The organism is Enterobacter sp. JUb54 (genome assembly GCF_014298075.1).
Taxonomy (GTDB): domain Bacteria; phylum Pseudomonadota; class Gammaproteobacteria; order Enterobacterales; family Enterobacteriaceae; genus Klebsiella; species Klebsiella lignicola.
The window spans coordinates 461,192-481,620 of record NZ_CP060418.1 but is presented as its reverse complement, the minus strand read 5'-3'; the positions used below and the strand labels follow the sequence as shown (position 1 = coordinate 481,620).

17 protein-coding genes are annotated in these 20,429 nt (G+C 57.2%); 6 read left to right on the top strand and 11 right to left on the bottom strand.

The window, feature by feature from the left end; genetic code table 11:
- Positions 1-480: 480 nt before the first annotated feature.
- Positions 481-2,067, top strand: coding sequence for a TerC family protein (locus HF679_RS02105; RefSeq protein WP_187043022.1), 1,587 nt, complete (start codon positions 481-483; stop codon positions 2,065-2,067).
- A 129-nt stretch (positions 2,068-2,196) separates the two neighbouring features.
- Here HF679_RS02105 and asmA read toward each other — a convergent pair whose 3' ends face one another.
- From asmA to alkA, 4 genes are all read right to left on the bottom strand, one after another.
- Positions 2,197-4,044, bottom strand: coding sequence for an outer membrane assembly protein AsmA (asmA, locus tag HF679_RS02100; RefSeq protein ID WP_187042548.1), 1,848 nt, complete (start codon positions 4,042-4,044; stop codon positions 2,197-2,199).
- A gap of 27 nt (positions 4,045-4,071) precedes the next feature.
- Entirely contained in the window at positions 4,072-4,653 is a 582-nt protein-coding gene (gene dcd / locus HF679_RS02095) for a dCTP deaminase (RefSeq protein ID WP_123755062.1), read from the bottom strand.
- Positions 4,654-4,743: 90 nt separating this feature from the next.
- Positions 4,744-5,385, bottom strand: a complete 642-nt coding sequence (gene udk / locus HF679_RS02090; protein WP_123755063.1) for a uridine kinase — start codon at positions 5,383-5,385, stop codon at positions 4,744-4,746.
- 145 nt (positions 5,386-5,530) lie between these two features.
- Complete coding sequence (gene alkA, locus HF679_RS02085; protein WP_187042547.1) at positions 5,531-6,379, bottom strand: DNA-3-methyladenine glycosylase 2; 849 nt, start codon at positions 6,377-6,379, stop codon at positions 5,531-5,533.
- A gap of 149 nt (positions 6,380-6,528) precedes the next feature.
- Here alkA and yegD point away from each other — a divergent pair, with 149 nt between their 5' ends.
- The 5 genes from yegD (at position 6,529) to HF679_RS02060 (ending at position 12,365) form a co-directional block, all read left to right on the top strand.
- A complete protein-coding gene (gene yegD / locus HF679_RS02080; RefSeq protein WP_123755065.1) occupies positions 6,529-7,881 on the top strand; it encodes a molecular chaperone in 1,353 nt (450 codons plus the stop codon).
- A 417-nt stretch (positions 7,882-8,298) separates the two neighbouring features.
- Positions 8,299-10,254, top strand: coding sequence for an ATP-binding protein (locus HF679_RS02075; protein WP_410003357.1), 1,956 nt, complete (start codon positions 8,299-8,301; stop codon positions 10,252-10,254).
- Positions 10,251-10,946: a response regulator transcription factor gene (locus tag HF679_RS02070; RefSeq protein WP_187042545.1), complete on the top strand. Its 696-nt coding sequence runs from the start codon at positions 10,251-10,253 to the stop codon at positions 10,944-10,946. The genes HF679_RS02075 and HF679_RS02070 overlap by 4 nt, the downstream gene beginning before the upstream one ends.
- A 526-nt stretch (positions 10,947-11,472) precedes the next feature.
- Positions 11,473-11,610: a small membrane protein gene (locus HF679_RS02065; protein ID WP_187042544.1), complete on the top strand. Its 138-nt coding sequence runs from the start codon at positions 11,473-11,475 to the stop codon at positions 11,608-11,610.
- Positions 11,611-11,747: 137 nt separating this feature from the next.
- Positions 11,748-12,365, top strand: coding sequence for a helix-turn-helix transcriptional regulator (locus HF679_RS02060; RefSeq protein WP_187042543.1), 618 nt, complete (start codon positions 11,748-11,750; stop codon positions 12,363-12,365).
- A gap of 298 nt (positions 12,366-12,663) precedes the next feature.
- Here HF679_RS02060 and HF679_RS02055 read toward each other — a convergent pair whose 3' ends face one another.
- The 7 genes from HF679_RS02055 to HF679_RS02025 all read right to left on the bottom strand — a co-directional run bounded on the left by HF679_RS02055 (position 12,664) and on the right by HF679_RS02025 (position 20,350).
- Complete coding sequence (locus HF679_RS02055; RefSeq protein WP_123755069.1) at positions 12,664-13,929, bottom strand: dicarboxylate/amino acid:cation symporter; 1,266 nt, start codon at positions 13,927-13,929, stop codon at positions 12,664-12,666.
- Positions 13,930-14,163: 234 nt separating this feature from the next.
- The gene (locus HF679_RS02050; RefSeq protein ID WP_154144244.1) at positions 14,164-15,678 is read right to left on the bottom strand and encodes an ABC transporter substrate-binding protein; all 1,515 of its coding nucleotides are present in this window, start codon (positions 15,676-15,678) and stop codon (positions 14,164-14,166) included.
- Positions 15,659-16,693: an ABC transporter ATP-binding protein gene (locus HF679_RS02045; RefSeq protein WP_154144243.1), complete on the bottom strand. Its 1,035-nt coding sequence runs from the start codon at positions 16,691-16,693 to the stop codon at positions 15,659-15,661. The genes HF679_RS02050 and HF679_RS02045 overlap by 20 nt, the downstream gene beginning before the upstream one ends.
- Complete coding sequence (locus HF679_RS02040) at positions 16,694-17,674, bottom strand: ABC transporter ATP-binding protein (RefSeq protein ID WP_154144242.1); 981 nt, start codon at positions 17,672-17,674, stop codon at positions 16,694-16,696.
- Positions 17,671-18,516 carry an ABC transporter permease gene (locus tag HF679_RS02035; protein WP_123755073.1) on the bottom strand — a complete coding sequence of 282 codons (846 nt, stop codon included), beginning with the start codon at positions 18,514-18,516 and terminating at the stop codon, positions 17,671-17,673. Before HF679_RS02035 ends, HF679_RS02040 begins: the two co-directional genes overlap by 4 nt.
- Positions 18,513-19,451, bottom strand: coding sequence for an ABC transporter permease (locus HF679_RS02030; RefSeq protein ID WP_123755074.1), 939 nt, complete (start codon positions 19,449-19,451; stop codon positions 18,513-18,515). The genes HF679_RS02035 and HF679_RS02030 overlap by 4 nt, the downstream gene beginning before the upstream one ends.
- Positions 19,451-20,350 (bottom strand): proline iminopeptidase-family hydrolase, encoded by a 900-nt coding sequence (locus HF679_RS02025; protein WP_123755075.1) that lies wholly within the window; start codon positions 20,348-20,350, stop codon positions 19,451-19,453. The genes HF679_RS02030 and HF679_RS02025 overlap by 1 nt, the downstream gene beginning before the upstream one ends.
- Between the last annotated feature and the right edge of the window lie 79 nt (positions 20,351-20,429).

Here is a 20,429-nt window from a genome sequence, read left to right as displayed (position 1 = left end):
CACCCGTGACCAGCGACAAGCGTCAGTTCCCTCTGTTCTTCCCACCCCTTAACCCTATTCATATCTAAACAATTAATTTAAATTAACCAAATACTTCAACAACTACCGAATAAGGTAGCTGGAAAACCTAAAAACCAATCATTAACCATTCAGGTCACCTGCCGATCACTCCCTTTTTTCGCCCTTCTGGTCGATAAACTGCATCCATGGCATTAGCCGTCATACATTTCGACTACGCCTCATAATATGGAAATAATTACCGAGTCAGCCACCCGTAATCTATTTATAATTAAGCTTATACGCATAAAAAATAAACCATTGGTTTATTTTTTGCTCACTAAAATATTTCGAGATGACGCATTATCTCCGTCTTACTCATCGTCGTAACGACCAGGGTCCGTGGGAATATATTGCAATTTAGCAAGAGCTTATCCATGATCGATAAATGGCACTCTTAAGTTGTATAGGTTTTAACGAATGATCGAATGGATTGCCGACCCCTCTATATGGGCCGGTCTCGTAACGTTAGTGGTTATTGAGCTGGTTCTCGGTATTGATAATCTGGTTTTTATCGCCATCCTCGCCGAAAAACTTCCTCCGGCACAGCGTGACCGTGCTCGTGTTATCGGCCTGCTGCTGGCGATGGTGATGCGCTTGCTGTTGCTCGCCTCGATATCCTGGCTGGTGACCCTGACAAAACCGCTGTTCACCTACCATGACCTCAGCTTTAGCGCCCGCGATCTGATTATGCTGTTTGGCGGACTATTCCTGCTGTTTAAAGCCACGGTAGAGCTTAATGAACGCCTGGAAGGCAAAGACAGCGATAACCCTGTTCAGCGCAAAGGGGCAAGGTTCTGGGGCGTCGTCGCGCAAATTGTGGTGCTCGATGCCATCTTCTCCCTCGACTCGGTGATCACCGCCGTCGGGATGGTGGATCATCTGGCGGTGATGATGGCCGCGGTGATTATCGCCATGAGTCTGATGCTGCTTGCCAGCAAGTCATTGACGCGCTTTGTTAACAGCCACCCGACCATCGTCATTTTATGTCTTAGCTTCTTGCTGATGATTGGTTTCAGCCTGATCGCTGAAGGATTTGGCTTCCCGATCCCCAAAGGCTATCTGTATGCCGCCATTGGTTTCTCCGTCATTATCGAATCACTTAACCAGCTGGCGCTTTTCAACCGCCGTCGTTTTCTCTCTGCGAACCTGACGCTGCGCCAGCGGACCACGGCGGCGGTCATGACGCTGCTTAGCGGGCACAGGGAAAATACCGACCCCGGCAGCGACACTGCTGCACTGATGGTCAGCGAGCAAGATCATCCGCTTTTTAATCCCCAGGAACGTCGGATGATTGAGCGGGTGTTAAACCTCAACCAGCGCACCGTCAGCAGTATCATGACCTCACGCCACGATATTGAACATGTCGACCTGAGCGCGCCGGAAGAGGAAATTCGCGAGCTGCTGGAGAAAAATCAGCACACCCGTCTGGTTGTGACCGGTGGCGAGAATGAAGAAGATTTGCTCGGCGTGGTCCACATTGTTGACCTGCTGCAACAGTCGCTGCGCCAGGAGCCCCTCGACCTGCGCGTGCTGCTCCGTCAGCCGCTGGTGTTCCCGGAAACGCTCCCGCTTCTGCCTGCGCTGGAACAGTTTCGTCATGCACGCACTCACTTTGCTTTCGTGGCCGACGAGTTTGGTTCCGTCGAAGGGCTGGTCACATTGAGCGATGTGATGGAAACCATTGCCGGCAATTTGCCTAATGAAGTGGAAGAGATTGATGCGCGCCACGACATTGTCAAAAACCCTGACGGCAGCTGGACGGCCAACGGGCATATGCCGCTGGACGACCTCGTGCAGTTCATCCCCCTACCGCTGGATGAGAAGCGCGAATACCACACCATCGCCGGCCTGTTGATGGAATATCTGCAGCATGTCCCTGAAGCGGGCGAAGAGGTCAAGGTCGGTGAGTATATTGTCCGGACGTTGCAGGTCGAGAGTCATCGGGTCCAGAAGGTGCAGATTATCCCACCACCGCCGCCAGATGATGAGACTGATTACGAAGTGTAATGCCAGTCGGTGACACCGTTCCCCCGGTTGCGCTACCGCTTTCCGGGGCTACAGGCTAATACGAGTGGCCCGGATAAGGCGCTGAGCGCCGCTACCCGGGCCATACAGATGCAAGATACTCAACGCGGCTTAATGCTTATCGAGCAACTTCTTCACGTCTTTGCCGTCCTGGGTGTTCTTATTGCGCTCCATCCAGTCGTTAAGGCGTTGTTTGGCTTCATCCTGCAACTGCCGACGCAGCACCTGATCGACCTGCAGGCTGTAGCTTAACTCCTGCCATTTGCCGTAGATACGCAACGGAATCGCCGTCTGTTTGAGCTTGTCGATAAGCTTGCTTTCACCTTTCCAGCCACCGAGCACGCGGACGTTAAAGTGCATATCGCAATTTTCTTTCAGCAGGTTAAGGTCGCCCTGCCCGGTCAACGCCATCATCTCTGATTGCCCCTGCAGATTCTTCAGGGTCACCTGCCCCTGCGCCAGCTGCAGTTCGCTGCTCATCGCATCCAGACGCGTCGCGTTATCGTAGTTTTGCTGTGCCTGAACGTTGGTACTACGCTCTACGGCCTGCTGGACCAGTTGCTGGAAGTTAAGCCCTTCCGTGCGGGTATCGCTCATCCGCAGCTGAGCGTCACCCTGCCAGCGACGACGGAAATCATCGGCATCAATTCTTTCGCCAGAGAAATCGCCGGTTAAAGAGAGTTTCCCGGTCAGATTCAGCGAATAATTAAACGCTTTCAGGATGGTCGCAATCTCGACATTATCCAGTTTTGGCTGGAAGGATGCCTGTGAGGTATCACCACGCACGTCAAGGCGGCCGGGGAGCGATATCACGCCGCCATCCAGTTCACCTTGCAGCTGATTGATGGTCAGCAGCCCCAGTTGGTTAGTAATGTCACTTTTCACCTGGGTAAACTTCATGCCCCGCCACTGCAGCTGGTCGGCCGCCAGCGACAGATGGGCACTGAATCCGCGCAGACTCGCATAATCGCTTTGAATATCGCTATCGGCAATCACCGGGCGCAGCTGTCGCGGCTGGCTTTGTCCCTGCTGAGTCGCCCCCGCATCGGTCGCGGGAGAGCTGTGAATCAGCAGGCTGTCGAGATCGAGCGTGGTGGCGTGAAGATTGAGGTTCCAGTCCGCCCGATCGCCTAATACCACGCTGGCATCACCGCTAATCGCGCTGCCGTTAGCAGTCAGATTGAGATTATCGAAGCTGATTTTTTTCTCATTTTCCTGCCAGCTCGCCTCCAGGCTACCCTGCCCGCTGACGCCTTCAGCCGGGAGTTCCGCGCCGCGCAGCTGCCAGTTCAGTTGAGAGATATCGGCTTTTAAAGAATGAGGATAGTCGCCGCCCTGCACCTCGGCGGAGAAAGAGAGCGCTAAGTCACGCTGGTCGCGGTTGACCCGCCCGGAGAAATCGAGCGTGGCGTGGTGATTTTCATCCTGCTCCATCTGCAGGCGAATATCGCGTACCGTTACCTGCTCACCGTCTTCGTGCTGGAAGAACAGGACGCTATCCGCCACCTGCAGCTTTCTGACATCGTAAGACCAGCCGTTATCTTCCGGCACCAATGGCAGCGTGTTGTCGTGCGGGACCACTGGCGCATCCTGGCGGCGCACGGCTTCGGTCTGCGGCGTCAGCTGGATAACCGCGCCTTTTAACATCACCTGCTTAACCTGCAGTTGATGCGAAAGCAGCGGCATTAGCGCCACGTCAAGACGCATGTTGTCCGCGCGCACCACCGGCTCAGCGGCGCCCGGCGCGGTCAGCGTCATACGGCCTGAGAGAATGCTCAACTGCGGCCAGACATGCCAGCGCAGCGGGCCATCGAGTTCGAGCTGATAACCGCTACGTTCCGCCACCTTATGCACCATATAGGAACGAAAATCGTTGGGATTGACCAGCAATACCAACGCGGTTAGCCCGGCGACTACCACCGCCAGCAAGATCATTAGCGTTGTCAGAATTCGTCTCATGGCACCCTCAGTACACCGCTTACGTTATCAGTCCTTGTCGATTCGACTCGCCACCGCGCCCTGCTGGTCGCGATATTTGGCGTCTTCACGGCGGTTATAGGGCCGTGCCGCAGGGCCTGACAGCGGCTCAAAACTCAACGCGCCGATAGGCATCCCCGGGCGCAGCGCCAGCGGCAGCTTACCGGAGTTGAAAAACTCCAGTACGATGCAGCCAGACCAGCCCGGATCGATACGGTGCGCGGTCACGTGCACCATCAGACCCAGACGCGCCAGCGAGGAACGACCGTCCAGCCAGCCGACGAGATCGGCCGGCAGCGTCACTGACTCATAGGTCACCGCCAGCGCCAGCTCTCCCGGATGCAGGTAGAACGCCTCGCCTTCCGGCAACACAATCTCTTCGCTCATTACCCGTTCCAGCGCGGCGGCGACTTCAGCCTTCGGCCCGCTGAGGTCAATAAAGGGCGCGGTGTGCCCACGGAATGTGCGGAATTTATTCCCCAGCCGAACATCAACGGTCGCGCCGTTAATCCGCTCAACAGGTGGACGCGGGTTAATGACCAGCCGTCCTTCATCCAACCAGGCTTCTATATCTCGGTCGCACAGACGCATGAGCGCTCTCCTTTAAGGCGTGACGCCCCAAGACCTTCCGGGGCTAAGGGCAATGTAGATTCTCTTTGCACGTTACACAATTCGTCTGTGTTATTCAAAGAACTGGCTGATTTTTGCCTTAAGAATATCAATCGCAATCCGGTTCTTACCGCCGCGAGGCACAATAATGTCGGCATATTGCTTAGAGGGATCGATAAACTGCAGGAACATCGGGCGAACGGTTTTCTGATACTGCGCCATTACCGAGTCCATTGAGCGACCGCGCTCATTGACGTCGCGCTTGATGCGGCGCATCAGGCAAATATCCAGCGGCGTATCGACGAAGATCGAGAAGCTCAGCTCATTACGCAGGCGCACGTCGGTCAGCAACAAAATCCCCTCGAGGATAATCACTTTCTTCGGTTCAATGTGGACAGTTTCCGGCATACGCGTATGTTCAACATAGCTGTAAACCGGTAATTCAATGGGCTGGCCGCTTTTCAGCATCTGCAGATGCTGGAACAGCAAGCTATGATCCATCGAGCTCGGATGGTCGTAGTTCGTTTTAACACGCTCTTCCATCGACAAATGACTTTGATCTTTGTAGTAGCTGTCTTCCGGAATAACGCCAATATGTTCATCGCCGACCTGTTCACGTAATTCGCGATACAGCGTGCTGGCGATAAGACTTTTCCCCGAAGCCGATGCGCCGGCGATACCTATAATGACGCACTGATGAGACGTATCAGTCATAACTTTTTTGCGACCTGATTAACCTGGATGTATATACACAACGCTCTGAATGAATTTGTGTATTGGAAGGGTGACGATTGACCGTCAAACGCGGCAATTATAGGGATTTCAGCCCGGCGATACCAGAGGTATGCGCCCCACAACGCTATTCCTGCGTCGGAGACCACCCTTCTGTATACCAGATGTGCAATAACGCGTAGGAACGCCACGGCTGCCAGCGTCGAGCATAATGGCCAATACGTGCTGGCGTCATGCCACTGAACCGCTGTTTAATCAGATAATCATCCGGCAAAAAGATATCCTTCGCCTGCCAGCCGCGCAGGGCAAAATAGCTTGCGGTCCACCGGCCAATGCCCGGCAGCGTCTGCAGCTGCTTCATCCCGGCATCGATATCGTCCGGCGCCACCAGCGGAAGCTGGCCGTCGATGGCCGCCTGCGCCAGATGAATTAAGGCTTCGGCGCGGCGCAGCGACATTCCGGTGGCCTTCAACGCCAGCGGAACCGCACTCGCCAGCGCCTGCGGTTCCGGAAAAAGGAAGTAGCCCGGCGCATCCGCCAGCGGCTCGCCATAGGCCGCCACCACTTTAGCCGTCAGCTTCGCCGCCATCGCCACGCTGACCAGTTGTCCCAGTACCGCACGCACCGCCTGTTCAAACGCGTCGAGTGAACCAGGTAACCGCAATCCTGGCCGCCCTCTGGCCAGCGGTCCCAGCACCTGCGCCACCTGCTGCGGATCGCAGTCCAGGTCAAACAGGCGCGCCACCCGGGCGAAGCACTCCTCCGCCACCGGCAACAGGCCAGGCGATAACGTCACCCGTAATCCTTGCGCCGCCTCATCGGGCACCACCTTAATTAAACCGTGGTGGTCCGCCAGCGAAAAACTGCGGGCATAATGCCCTTCTCCAAAGGTTTCAATGCCCGTCACCGCACGCGCACGCAGAAAATCAAAAATCCATTGCTGGTCATAAGGTGGCTTCCACGGTAACAGCGTCATTCTCTCTCCTTCTTCATCTACCCTTATTAAATGCATCAATCATAGACGCTTTGTCTCTGACGGGCCTTGCTTTTAAATTCCAGTTGTCGCGATGGCGGCAATCCGCTAAAGTCGCCCCCCTTCTTCACTGGCATGGGGATTTTCAGGTCATGTTTATTGGTTTTGACTACGGAACCGCCAACTGTTCCGTTGCGGTGATGCGCGATAATCAGCCGCATTTGTTAACGCTGGAAAACGGCAGCACGCTGCTACCGTCAATGTTGTCCGCGCCGACCCGCGAAGCGGTCAGCGAATGGCTCTTCCGCCATCATCAGGTGCCGCCAAACGGTGATGAAAACCAGGCCCTGCTGCGTCGCGCCATTAACTACAACCGCGATGAAGACATTGACGTCCTCGGCAACAGCGTCCAGTTTGGCCTTGCCTCGCTGCATCAGTACGTTGACGACCCGGAAGAGGTGTACTTCGTTAAATCGCCAAAATCCTTCCTCGGTGCCAGCGGCCTCAAGCCGCAGCAGGTCGCGGTGTTTGAAGACCTGGTGTGCGCCATGATGCTGCACATTAAACAGCAGGCGCAAAACCAACTGAGTCAGAATATCGACCAGGCAGTGATTGGTCGACCGATCAACTTCCAGGGACTCGGCGGTGATGAGGCCAATACCCAGGCGCAGGGGATTCTGGAACGCGCGGCAAAACGCGCCGGGTTTAACGACGTGGTTTTCCAGTTTGAGCCGGTCGCTGCCGGCCTGGATTTCGAAGCCACCCTGAGCGATGAAAAACGCGTGCTGGTGGTCGATATCGGCGGCGGTACCACCGACTGTTCATTGTTGCTGATGGGGCCGCAGTGGCGCCAGAAAGCCGACCGCCAGCAGAGCCTGCTGGGCCACAGCGGCTGTCGCGTCGGCGGTAACGATCTCGACATCGCGCTGGCATTTAAATGTCTGATGCCGCTGCTGGGCATGGGCGGAGAGACCGAGAAAGGGATTGCCTTGCCGGTCCTGCCGTGGTGGAACGCGGTAGCGATTAACGATGTTCCGGCACAAACCGAGTTCTACAGCACGGCCAACGGTCGACTGCTCAACGATCTGCTGCGCGATGCCCGCGACGGCGAAAAAGTGGCGCTGCTGCTGAAGGTCTGGCGCCAGCGTCTCGGTTATCGCCTGGTACGCAGCGCGGAAGAGAGCAAAATTGCCCTCTCGGCCCAGGACAACGTCACCACCGGACTGCCGTTTATCGGCGACGAACTGGCGACGGCAATCAGCCAACAGGGGCTGGAAGCGGCGTTAAACCAACCGCTGACGCGGATCATGGAGCAGGTTCAGCTGGCGCTGGACAACAGCCGCGAAACGCCGGATGTCATCTATCTTACCGGCGGTAGCGCTCGCTCCCCGCTGATTAAGAAAGCGCTGGCGGCGCATCTGCCGGGCATACCGATTGCCGGTGGCGATGATTTTGGCTCGGTCACCGCCGGGCTGGCCCGCTGGGCGCAGGTGGTGTTCGCCTGATCTTTACGGGGCAGGATCTGCCCCGCTATTGAACCCGTCGGCGCATGGAATGCGCAGCTCCTTTTGGTTCATTTGTGGTTTTATTCTCGTATTCATTGCGCCGCCTGTAGTGCTTTATATTGCCGCACCGCCGCAGCAGCATCATATTCCACCGTTCACGCCCCAACCAACCTGCTGAATCCCTGTACTGGCGCGGCCTGGAGAACAGATCCGTCCAGTAGCACCTTTTGTAAATATCGCTGGAATAATCTCGTTGTCCGCCGCAGAATGCTTTGCCATTAGAACCTCATTAATAAACTCCCGGATCCCGGGGGATGGCCTGTGCAAGTTACCGCGAGCATTGGCTATTTTATTTCTTTTTATTGATCCATGCCGCAGGGGGCGAGTTTGCATCATATCCGCGCCGTTACTGGCTCCATCCTCCCGATCGTCTGGAGCCGCAGAGTCCTGCTGTGGATCTGCTGCGGCATCATCATCGGCCTTCAGTATTGCCCCCCTGCCCGTGCGCAAACCCGGCAGATTGGCCTCGATACGCCGGTACAATGGTATGCCGACAGCAGCAATTCGCTGACTCTGGAGGGTTTTCTCGCGTTACCGCCGGGTGCGCTCAGTACAGGGCAGCGTATTCCTTCGTTTGGCTATTCGCCGAAGTCCTACTGGCTGCAGACCCGTCTGCCGGCCTCGTACTTTCAGGGTGAACCACGCTGGCTGCAGGTAGGGCCAACTTTTGTCGATCATCTCAACGTCTATTATCGCCCCGCCGGGAGTGACCTTCCGTGGACGCTGAAAGCCTTTGGCGATCGCGCCTCTACCCGCGATAGCGATCTCAATTACCGGGAAAGCGTCCTGATTTTGCCAGCGCCGCCGAGCGCCGCGGGTTACGATGTCGTGTTCCGCCTGCAGAGCAGCAGTACCCTGATCCTGTTGGCGACGCTTTCCTCACCGCAGGAATTTGTACAGGCGGCCACCCGGGATACCGCATTCTGGAGTTTTTATTTTGGCCTGGCCTTCATTGCCAGCGGGGTTGCCCTGTGGCTCGCCTTGTTGTTACGTCGCCGCCTGCTGTGGGGGATCTGCCTGTTTTCCCTTAACTATCCTCTGGTGGCGGCGCTGCACGGCTATCCTGAATGGTTTTTCGGGGACGCGGTGCTCCCGGTACAGGACGCGATGATCAGCTATCTGTCGCTGCTCAGCTATGCCACCGCGCTGTGGCTGCATAGCGAGGTGTTTGACCTTAAAAAGAATATGCCGCGCTTGCACCAGCTGCTGCTCGCCGCTATTGCGGTCAATGTTGTGCTTCTCGCCAGCGTTCCGCTGGGCTTTTATGGCCTGGCGATGCAGATTGAGGCAGGGATGTTCTTTATCGCTGCCCCTATTCTGCTGCTCACCTCATGGGCCCTCTGGCGGCGCAAAGCCATCGATTTGCACACCTTTCTGCTGGGGCTGCTGCCTCCCGTTTACGTGGTCTCCGCCGCGCTGGCGCTGCTGTCGGTTCATGGCGTGATCCCTTTTCATAACGCCATTTACTCGACCTGGCAATACGCGCTGATCGTGCATATTGTCACTGTCCTGATCATCGCGGTGCTGCGCATCCGGGCTGAAAACCGCAGGTTGATGCAAAAGCAGCAGTTAACCCGCGAACTGCAGATCGAGCGCGAAGCAAGCTTTCAGCAGCGGCAGTTTATGGGCATGGTAGCGCACGAGTTCCGCACGCCGCTCTCCGTTATCCAGGGGGCGCTGGAAAATCTGCGCTTATGCACCCCTGAAGCCGCGCAAGGGCCGCGTCTGGATCGCATGCAGCGCGCAACGACACGGCTGGTCCAGCTAACCGATAACTGCCTGGCCGATGCCCGCTTATCTTCCAGCGCGCTGCATGTCGATAAACAACAGGCCGACCTGCTCCCGGTGATCTATATGGCGGCAACGGTGGTTGAACTCTCCCTGAATCATTATTTTACCGTCACGCTGGCCGGGAAAACCGTCGATTCACAAACGCCATCGCCGGCGCTGTGCGTTGATAGCGGACTGCTGTGCATTGCGCTGGCCAATCTGCTGGACAACGCGGTCAAGTACTCCCCGTCCGGCGAGATCGCGGTCGATATCTATCCGAATGTGGGCCACTATGAAATTCGCATCCGCGACCAGGGACCGGGGATCGCCGGCGATCAGGTGGAACGGATTTTTGAGCGTTACCAGCGTGGCTCCGTTCGCACCACGACCCCCGCCGGCACCGGTCTTGGGCTGTACGTTGCCCGACAAATCATCCAGGCGCACGGTGGCGAGCTGTGGCTGATAACCAACAGCCCGGATGGTTGTGAATTTGCGCTCACGCTTCCCGTGGATGCTCCATCACCGCACAAGAGAAAATCATGACATTACGCGTGGCTATCATTGAAGACAGCGTCGATCTCCTTGACGAACTGCTGGCCTTTCTGCGCTTTCGTGGCTTCAGCGCCTGGGGCGTGCACAGCGCCGAGGCGTTCTGGCGACAGCTGCATCGCGATCCGGTCGATTTGGTGCTGATCGATATCGGTCTGCCCGGCGAAGACGGCTTCAGCGTGCTGGACTACCTGCATGAGCTTGGTGAATACGGGCTTGTGGTGATGACGGCCCGAGGACATGAGCAGGATAAACTGCAGGCATTTAATCTTGGCGCGGACTGTTTTCTTATCAAGCCGGTCAATTTTGCCGTTCTGGCAGAGACCCTTCATTCGCTGGGCGCCCGGCTGAAACAGGAGAGCGCCGCCTCATTGGCTTCAGCCCCTGTCGTCGAGCAGGCCGCCTCTGCGTCCTGGCAATTGCAGCCTGAAAACCTGATAGCCCCCTCCGGCGCGATGCTCCCGCTGACGCAACAAGAACACCGGCTGCTGGCTCGCCTGATGCACAACCGCAACGAAGTCTGCCGCAAAGTCGATCTTCACGCCTATCTTTTCCCCGATGAGAGCGAACCGGAGCTGCACCGCATTGACGTGGTGATCAGCCGTCTGCGTAACAAAGCGCGTCTTCATGGCGTGGTGTTACCCATCCGGGCCATTTTTGGCAAAGGCCTGGCATTTATCCCCTAATCTCCCTCTTTCCCTATCCCGGCGTACAGGTTGCACGACCCGGATTGTTTTTTCAGAGATAAGTTATTCATTTGGCAGTTGTTGTTAATTTTTCTCACTTTTTGAGAGGAATGAGATAAATGAGACTGACGGAAAACTAAGAATTTTCTTACATTGACCCGACGCCGTGAAGGTCTTGTCCGAAAACAGCCATGCAACAGGAGAGTGAAGCGCCCACTCTCCCGTCTAGCCACTTTCCGGGTATCCCTGATTTATCACTTCCAGGGATATTATTCCGCGCGGCGACGTTACGCGAATGAATGTACGACGCGATAATAAAAGCTTTATACGGAATACCCATTTTCGTGTCCGCGCCGAGGCACGTTTATACCCAATATAATTCGAGTTGCTTGTAGGCGGCAAAGCCGTAAATCCCCAGGAGCTTACTCAGGTAAGTGACTGGGGTGCGCGGGTGCAGCCAACACCCAGGCAACTTGAAGTATGACGGGTATATGACACCATCAATATCAGTTAAGGGATCTTAAGCATGGTTTTGCAAACGTGGTTAGCTTTACTGCTGTGTATTTTTCTGCTGTGCGTCTCTGTTTATAGTCTTATTACTTATATCAAAGATCGGAATAGACAAAAATTCCCATTATTCTATAAAAATAATCGTAAACGATAATCCGGGTTGTGCTGCCGTCCTGATACAAGACCGTGGCAGCAGTTTATCAAATACGCTTCCCTCGCTAGCTATTGCCGTATACGCCCGAAAGGTTGCTCGCAGCATGGCGTTGTGTTGATGCGCAGGAATATCACGCCATGAGAAATATCAGTATCGCGATCGTTAGCCGCAACACCTTCCTCAGGGCGTCGCTGATGGCCATCATCGACGATCTCACCCAGGCCAGCGATGGTCTGACGGTCAGCTTTACTCACGCGACGAGTGGGCTGGCCGAGCAGGATATTATCATCACCGAACTGCTGCCGGGTGAAATTCATCACTGTAATATCAGTATTAAAAACCGTAAGAAAAACAGCGAGGTGATCGTCCTGCATCGCTATGAGACCCTGCCTGACAAGAGCCGGATTGTGAACTGTCTGAAAGACGTGACCTTCGTGCCGCTTCGAACGGTCAACGTTGATGGCATGGCTGACATTATTGCGAAAGCGCTGAAACGACGTGTGGAGCCCACCGCAACGCCGGCGTTCGACCCGGCACTCATCTGCGCCAACTGCCCGCATAAGACCCTGTCACCTTCGCAGGTTGTGGTGGCCCATGGTCTAATGCACGGTTTCGATATTGGCAAAATATCGACCCTGCATCAGATCACCCCGAAGGTGGTTATCTATCATAAAAACCAGATTATGGAAAAATACGGGCTGAATAATCACTCTGACTTTTTTCAGTTTATTCATCTACTCAAGCAACGAGGTTAATACCTGCAGGTACCATTAGCGGGAAAATTAGGATTATAGCGGGTTATTCAGGGCGGATAATCTGAAAGTCGTTGAACAAGGGTAAAATAATAGCGCAGCGGCGGTCGCTAACCGGTAATATTATCCGGCACCTGGGTATAACGATACTACCGCGTATTTTTGTACCCTTAGAACAATGCTTTTATTACAGGTGCGACCATTTCGTCACATTGCCCCTTGCGTGCCTGTTGGGGGCCTCTTTTTCTGCCGTATTTCACCCTTTCTTAAGTTGATGCCCCTTTACCGGGGCATCACTTTATCAGGCCTGAACTTGAGGCTCCCCTTCCGGCACCTCTTCCTGTAACTGCCCTTCATTCTTCGACAGCATCGCCGTGGCGATCCCGTTGCCCAGCACGTTAATCGCCGAACGCCCCATATCGAGGAAATGGTCAATCCCCATCAGCAGCAGGATCCCGGCGACCGGAATATTGAAGCTGGGGATTGTCGCCGCCAGCACCACCAGCGCCGAACGCGGTACCCCGGCAATGCCTTTGGAGGCCAGCATCAGCGTCAGCATCATGACGGTAATTTCGCTAAAGCTGAGGTGGATGTTATAGGCCTGGGCAATAAACATCGAGGCAAAGGAGCAGTAGACCATCGACCCGACCAGGTTAAAGGAGTAACCGATCGGCAGGACGAAGGAGACGATATTGCGCGAACAGCCAAAGCTCACCAGTCGCTCCAGGGTCTTCGGATACGCGGCCTCAGAACTGCTGGTGGTGAAAGCGACCAGCACCGGGTCTTTCAGCATGTTAAGCAGACGAAAGACTTCTTTCTTCAGCACCATGTAACCTACCGCCAGCAACACGCCGCTGGTCAGCAGCACGGCCAGGTAGTAACCGCCGATAAACGAGGCGTAGTTGAGCAAAATCCCCATCCCCTGCGAGGCAATCACCGAAGAAATGGCGGCAAAAATGGCCAGCGGAGCCACGTACATCACATAGCCCGTCACCTTCAGCATGATGTGCGACACCACGTTCAGCGCAGCCACCAGCGGCGCATTGAATTTCTCACCCAGCGACGCCCCGGCAATCCCGAAGAACATCGAGAACACCACAATTTGCAGAATTTCGTTGTTCGCCATCGCATCGGTAATACTGGTGGGGATGGTATGCGACAGGAAGCCTTTCAGGCTCATCCCGCTCACCGCCAGGCCGGTATCCACCGCTTCTTTCGGGATCGCCAGATTTAACCCAGCGCCCGGATGTTGCAGGGTCACGATCACCAGGCCCACCAGAATAGAGAGGATCGACGAGGTGATAAACCACACCATCGCCTTACCGCCAACCCGCCCGATGGTTGCGGTTTCACCCAACCGCATGATGCCCACCGTCAGGGTGCTAAAGACCAACGGCGCAATCACCATTTTAATCAGTCGTAAGAACATGTCGGTAAACAGCGTGATATTTTCCGACCAGGAGGCAACCGCCCCTGGGGATGCGTATTCATGAATCACCGCGCCGGAGAGGATCCCCAGCAGCATGAAAATGACGATGAACAGCGTGAGTTTGTTTGCACTTGCCACAAAAATGAACCCCTGATTTATTTAACGTATTGATTTTTAACGTGTATGTATTTTATTTATAATTACACATTAAACATTCGACACATAAATTGAATAAAACCTGCAAGGGTTACAACTCTTTTTTAGTTATTTATCTCTGTAGTTGACGGAAAGGTTGACGCATATCAATCCGCCACCGGGGTCCGGAGAGGAAAAAAAGCGCCGGTGACCAGGGCCAACCGGCGCAAAGAGGCATTAGTGTTTCACGGTATCCTCGAGGAAGAAGCGCCCCAGCGGATTCTGGTAAAAACCGTCGATATTCTTACGGCTGACGTTACGGTACGGGCTGTAATACAGGTCAACCCAGTTGACGTCGGCTTTGGCCATTTTTTGCAGGTCGATATACATCTGCTCGCGCTTTTTACTGTCCATTTCGACGCGCGCGGCGGCCACCAGCGCCTTGACCTGCTCGTTATGGTAGCGGGTCATATAGTTCATGTTGCTGTCATGCCCCAGCACAAAGGTCGTTTTCTGGTCGGGGTCGAGAATATCGTTGGTCCAGTACATCACCGAGATATCGTAATCCCCGGCCACCAGCATATCCCAACTCTGGCTCGGATCGACTTTTTGTAAGTTGACCGTCACCCCGGCTTTCGCCAGCTGCTGCTGCAGCAGAATGGCGATTTGCTCATCCACCTCATCCCCGGCGTTGACCACATAGTTCAGCTTCAGGTCGGCGGCGCCCGCCGCGTTGAGCATCGCTTTTGCCTTTTGCGGATCGTAGGGGCGACGCAGATTGTCGGCGTAGTGATACAGCGCCCCGGCAGGAATATACGAGTTCGCCACCTGACCGTAGCCAAAGGTCACGGTCTTGACGATGGCGTCTTTATCAATCGCGAAGTCCAGCGCCTGGCGCACTTCCACTTTGCCCAGCGCGCCGTGGGAATGGTTAATCAGCAGATGATCCTCGCGGGTGGAGGGATCCAGCTCCACCTTCAGATTCGCATCCTTCTGCAGCGACGCGATGCGCGAGAAAGGCACGGTCAGGGCAGCATCAAGTTCTCCGGCCTGCACTTTCAGCATCCGGGTATTATCGTCAGGAATAGTTAGCCACTCCACGCCATCGAGGCTGACGTTTTTCGCCTGCCAGAAGTGAGGGTTCTTCACCAGCACGATTTTCTCCCCGCGCTGCCACTCCTTCACGCTAAACGCGCCGGAGCCGACCGGCTTCTCGGCAAAGGCCTCTTCGCCTTCGGCTTTCATCGCCTTCTCTGAAATCACCGAAGCGTTCGGCAGCGCCAGCTGCGATAAGAACGGCGCGGAAGGCGATTTCAGGGTCACCACCAGGGTGCGCGGGTCGGTGGCCTCGGCTTTGGCGATGATGCTGTAGGAGTCGCGCCACAGTGAGCCCTCATCATCACGGATGCGCAGCAGGCTAAACGCCGCATCGCTGGCGGTCAGCGGCGTGCCGTCGGAAAACTGGGTATCGCGAATTTTAAAGGTGTAGACCTTACCATCCGCGGAAATGGTCCAGCTCTCAGCCACCCCAGGCTCCAGCTTTGTCCCGCTTTTATCCACCCGCACCAGCGGGTCGAAGACGTTGGAAAAGACCCAGTTATCGGCGTTTTGCGCCGATTTTATCGGGTCAAAGGTGGTGCTGTCCTCGCGGCGACCAATGGTCAATACCCCCGCCGCCTGCGCCATTTCGCTGACCACGCTTAACGCCAGAAATACGCTGGCCGCCAGTAATTTAACATGCCTGTGCTTCATCAAAAGATCCCCCTGTCAAAGGAAAAACGGTCTCATGGCCCGCATGGTTGAGGATGCAGGCATAAGCGCGGTCGGCAATCTGCCGGGTTGGTGGTGGTGCGCCGGTGCGACACTGCACCTGCGCATAAGGGCAGCGCGGATGAAATGCACAGCCTTGTGGAACTGCGACCGGGCTGGGTGGTTCGCCCCCCAGACCGCTCTTCGGCAGCGGTTTATCCGGGTCAATTTCCGGGATCGCCGAAACCAGCGCGGCGGTGTACGGGTGCAGCGGTCGGGTGAAGACCGCTTCCGCTGGCCCCTCCTCGACGATCCGCCCGAGGTACATCACCGCAACGCGATCGCACAGCCGGCGCACAATCGCCAGGTCGTGAGCGATGAACAGAATCGCCAGCCCCATGGTTTCGCGCAGATCCATCAGTAAATTGACGATCTGCCCCTGAATAGAAACATCCAGCGCCGCCACACACTCATCCGCGACGATCAACCGCGGCTCCATCGCCAGCGCTCTGGCAATACCGGCACGCTGGCACTGGCCGCCGCTTAGCTGAGCCGGTTTCGCGCTGGCCTGCTCCGGGCGCAGGCCAACCTGGACCAGCAGCGCCTCGACTCGCTGGGCGACCTGCCCGCGCGGTACTTTCTTATGCACCCGCAGCACCTCGGCGATACTCTCGCCTACGGTCTGACGCGGGTTCAGCGAGGCAAAGGGGTCCTGAAAAATCATCGCGCTTTGCTGACGCAGCCGGGCAATATCGCTGGTTAAACCATGGGTGATGCGCTGCCCTTCGAACCGCACCTCTCCGCCGGCAACCCGCTCCAGCTGTAACAGCGCCCGCCCCAGCGTGCTTTTGCCGCTACCGGATTCGCCCACCAGCCCCAGGGTCTCGCCGGGGTGGATCTGCAGCGACACCTGATTGACCGCGTGTACCCGCCGTTTCGGCTGCCACAGCCCGCCGGAAACCGGAAAGGTGACGGAAAGATTATCGGCCTCAAGCAGCGGCCAGTGAGCGTGAACCATTTAACCCTCCCGCCGGGTAAGCGTCGGCAATATGTGATGGCAGGCGGCGCCGTGAGTGCGACCCTCCTGCCCGTAATGCAATACCGGTTGCTGCTGGCAGGCCTCGTCGGCACGGCGACAGCGCGGGTGAAAACGACAGCCTGGCGGAAAATGGTCGGCAACCGGCGGCTGGCCGTCGATGGTCGTCAGTCTCCCCTGCCCGCCTTCGCTCACCGGCTGGCAGTCAATCAGTCCGCGGGTATAGGGATGTAGCGGCCCGGCCAGCACCTCGCGCTTGCCGCCCACTTCACACAGCCGTCCGCCGTACATCACCGCGATCCGGTCGCAGGTTTGCGCCACCACGCCAAGGTCATGGGTGATCATAATGACCGCCAGCCCCAGTTCCCCACGCAGGTCGCTCAGCAGGCGCAGAATCTGCATCTGCACGGTCACGTCCAGCGCGGTCGTCGGTTCATCGGCAATCAGCAGCCTCGGCTCCGGCGCGAGGGCAACGGCAATCATCGCCCGCTGGCGCATACCGCCGGAAAACTCATGCGGATAGTTATTGAGCCGGTTCTGCGGGTCGGGGATCCCGACCTGACGCAGCAGCGCGAGCGCATCCTCCCGCGCCTGACGACGGCTGGCGCCAAAGTGCAGGCGGCGGCTTTCGGCAATCTGTTCGCCGATGGTCATCACCGGATTGAGATGGCTGGTGGGGTTCTGGAAAATCATGCCGATTTCCCGCCCGCGCACCGCCGACATCTGTCCTTCACTGAGGGACAAAATATCCCGTCCGCCCAGCCGCACTTCCCCAGCAGTGATGCGTAATCCGGTTCCCGGCAGCAGGCGCATCAGCGCCCGGCAGGTGACGGTTTTCCCCGACCCGCTCTCGCCCACCAGCCCGAGCATCTCCCCGGTCGCCAGCGTGAACGAGATGTTATCCACCAGCGCGATATCTGCGCCGCGCGTGACCGTCAGATTGTTTACCGTCAGCAGACTCATACGCGCTCTCCTAACTTATCGCCCAGCCCGTCGGCCAGCAGGCTGAACCCCATCGCCAGCAGCACGATGGCGAGACCGGGAAAGGTGGTTATCCACCATGCGGTAGTAATAAAGCTTTGTCCTTCCGCCACCATCACCCCCCATTCGGCGGTGGGCGGCTGTACCCCAAGCCCGAGATAGCTCACCGACGCGCCGTTCAGCAGCACCAGCACGCAGTCGGACATCGAAAAGACGATGGCCCCGGTCAACGCGTTCGGCAGCAGGTGGCGGAACAATATCCGCAGATGGCCGTAGCCCAGACTGCGGGCCGCCAGAATAAAATCGCGCTGTTTCAGGGTCAGCACCTGAGCGCGCACCAGGCGGGCATATGAGACCCAACCCACCATCGCCATGGCGATATAAAAGCTGCTCAGCCCCGGCCCGAGGATGGCGATGATCGCCAGCATCAGCACCAGAAACGGAAAGGCCAGCACGATATCAATCACCCGCATCACCAGCGCATCCACCACTCCGCCAAGATAGCCCGCAAGCGCCCCCAGGGTGGTGCCGAGCATAAAGGGAAACAGCACCCCCAGCAGGCAGATTTGCAGATCGACCCGCGCCCCCCACAGCACGCGGGAAAAGACATCACGGCCAAAATTGTCGGTACCGAACGGATGGATCCCCCCCGGCGGCAGCAGGCTGGATGCCGGGTCCTGAACGATCGGGTCGAACGGCGCAATCCACGGTGCCAGACAGGCCACCAGCAGCCACAGCCCGACAATCGCCAGCCCGGCACACAGCGCCTGCTGGCGCGGGATCGCCCGCTGACGCAGGCGGGAAAAGGTCGCTATCGCCTTCATAATGAGATCCTCGGGTCGAGGGCCACGGTCAGAATATCCGCCAGCAGGCTCACCACCACGGTGGCGAGGGCAAATACCATCACCACCCCCTGGACCACCATGTAGTCGCGGCTGAAGATCGCCTTCACCAGCAGCTGTCCGAGGCCGGGAATGGCAAACACGCTTTCGATCACCACCGTACTGCCGATCAGCCAGCCGATATTCACCGCCAGCAGGTTAATGGTCGGTACCAGCGAGTTCGGCAGCACGTGGCGCCAGAAAATCCGACGCTCTCGCTGTCCGCGCGCCCGGGCCGCGACGACATAGTCGCTGTTCATCTCCATCAGCAGGCTGGCGCGCAGGTTACGAATTAATACCGCCGACAGCGCCAGCGCCACGGTCAGACACGGCAGAACCATATGATGCAGCTGGTCTATAAAATCGCTGCCGTAGCCGGAGACCGGAAACCAGCCGAGCACGATGCTGAACATCAGGATCAGCATGATGCCGAGCCAGAACGCCGGAAAGCCAAGCCCGGCGGTGGTAAAAAGACGAATCAGCCGGTCGGCGAGGCGCCCGCGCTGGCGGGCGGCGGTGGTCGCCAGCGGCACCGTCAGCACTATCGCCAGCAGCACGCTGCCCAGCACCAGCCACAGCGTCGGTTCAAGCCGCGAGCCGATCAGCTTGAGGGTATCCACCCGGTAGACAATCGACTTCCCCAGCTCGCCCTGCAGCAAGTTGCGCAGAAAATAGCCGTACTGCACCCACAGCGGTTCATCGAGGCCAAACTGCGCGCGAACGCGGGCCAGCGCCGCCGGAGTGCTGCGGACTCCCAGCAAAATGCGCGCCGGATCGCCGGGGATGGCGCGCACCATCATGAAGGTGATCAGGCTGATGCCCAGCAGCACCGGCAGCAACTGTAGCGGACGAAATAACAGAAAACGGTAACGGTGCATCAGCGGCCTCCCGGGTCGCGCTGGCGCGCCAGAAAGTCGAGCAGCACCGGGTAGTACGCCTGCGGCTCTTCGTAAAACGGCATATGGCTGCTGTTGGCAAAAATCGCGATCTCGGCATTCGCCAGCCCCTGCTTCATTTTCAGGGCGCAGGCGGGCGTCAGTTCATCGTGCTGGCCGCTGGTGATCAGGCACGGCACGTGGATGGAGGCCAGTTCTGCGCTACGGTTCCACGCTTTTAAATTACCGGTATAGAGAAATTCGTTCGGCCCCTGCATGGTGACATAGGGCGCCATATTCCAGTCCTCAAGCGATCGCTTAACCGGCTCGGGCCACACGTCCAGGCGGCAGACGTGGCGATAGTTCAGCAGAGTAATCGCTGCCTGATAAGCCGGGTGATCCAGCCAGCCCAGCGCTTCATAACGCTGCATCATCGCCACGGTTTCGGAACCCAGCGCGCCGCGCAGACGGTTCAGTTCCTGCACCAGATGCGGCATATCGGCAACGGTGTTTTCCAGAATCAGCGAGCGAATTGCGCCAGGATGGTGCAACGCCACTTCAATCGCCAGCCAGCCGCCCCACGAGTGACCAAGCAGATGGACCTTGCCAAGCCCCAGCGTCTGGCGGACGGTTTCCACTTCCCGCACGTAACGCGCCATGGTCCACAGGCTGGCGTCATCCGGTCGGTCGGATTTTCCGGTACCCAACTGGTCAAAGGCGATTACCCGGTAGCCGTGCAGTTTCAGAAAAGAGTGGGCCTCGCGCAGATAGTCGCAGGGCAGCCCCGGCCCGCCATTGAGGCACAAAATGGTCTCGTCGCCGTCGCCGAATTGATACGCCACGACGTTATATCCATCCACCGCAATGTGATGGCACTGGTCGGGTGCTATTTCGCTCCACATGGTGTGTTCCTCGTCGTCGATGGTGCCGGCTGTTGGCGTTGCATTAACGCTAACGGCAACGCCGGAAGCTGAACAGTTA

Bases quoted from the DNA above. Each gene is read 5' to 3' on its own strand.
- asmA (WP_187042548.1), bottom strand. From the start codon at position 4,044: ATGAGACGAATTCTGACAACGCTAATGATCTTGCTGGCGGTGGTAGTC.
- dcd (WP_123755062.1), bottom strand. From the start codon at position 4,653: ATGCGTCTGTGCGACCGAGATATAGAAGCCTGGTTGGATGAAGGACGG.
- udk (WP_123755063.1), bottom strand. From the start codon at position 5,385: ATGACTGATACGTCTCATCAGTGCGTCATTATAGGTATCGCCGGCGCA.
- alkA (WP_187042547.1), bottom strand. From the start codon at position 6,379: ATGACGCTGTTACCGTGGAAGCCACCTTATGACCAGCAATGGATTTTT.
- yegD (WP_123755065.1), top strand. From the start codon at position 6,529: ATGTTTATTGGTTTTGACTACGGAACCGCCAACTGTTCCGTTGCGGTG.
- HF679_RS02070 (WP_187042545.1), top strand. From the start codon at position 10,251: ATGACATTACGCGTGGCTATCATTGAAGACAGCGTCGATCTCCTTGAC.
- HF679_RS02065 (WP_187042544.1), top strand. From the start codon at position 11,473: ATGGTTTTGCAAACGTGGTTAGCTTTACTGCTGTGTATTTTTCTGCTG.
- HF679_RS02060 (WP_187042543.1), top strand. From the start codon at position 11,748: ATGAGAAATATCAGTATCGCGATCGTTAGCCGCAACACCTTCCTCAGG.
- HF679_RS02050 (WP_154144244.1), bottom strand. From the start codon at position 15,678: ATGAAGCACAGGCATGTTAAATTACTGGCGGCCAGCGTATTTCTGGCG.
- HF679_RS02045 (WP_154144243.1), bottom strand. From the start codon at position 16,693: ATGGTTCACGCTCACTGGCCGCTGCTTGAGGCCGATAATCTTTCCGTC.
- HF679_RS02040 (WP_154144242.1), bottom strand. From the start codon at position 17,674: ATGAGTCTGCTGACGGTAAACAATCTGACGGTCACGCGCGGCGCAGAT.
- HF679_RS02035 (WP_123755073.1), bottom strand. From the start codon at position 18,516: ATGAAGGCGATAGCGACCTTTTCCCGCCTGCGTCAGCGGGCGATCCCG.
- HF679_RS02030 (WP_123755074.1), bottom strand. From the start codon at position 19,451: ATGCACCGTTACCGTTTTCTGTTATTTCGTCCGCTACAGTTGCTGCCG.
- HF679_RS02025 (WP_123755075.1), bottom strand. From the start codon at position 20,350: ATGTGGAGCGAAATAGCACCCGACCAGTGCCATCACATTGCGGTGGAT.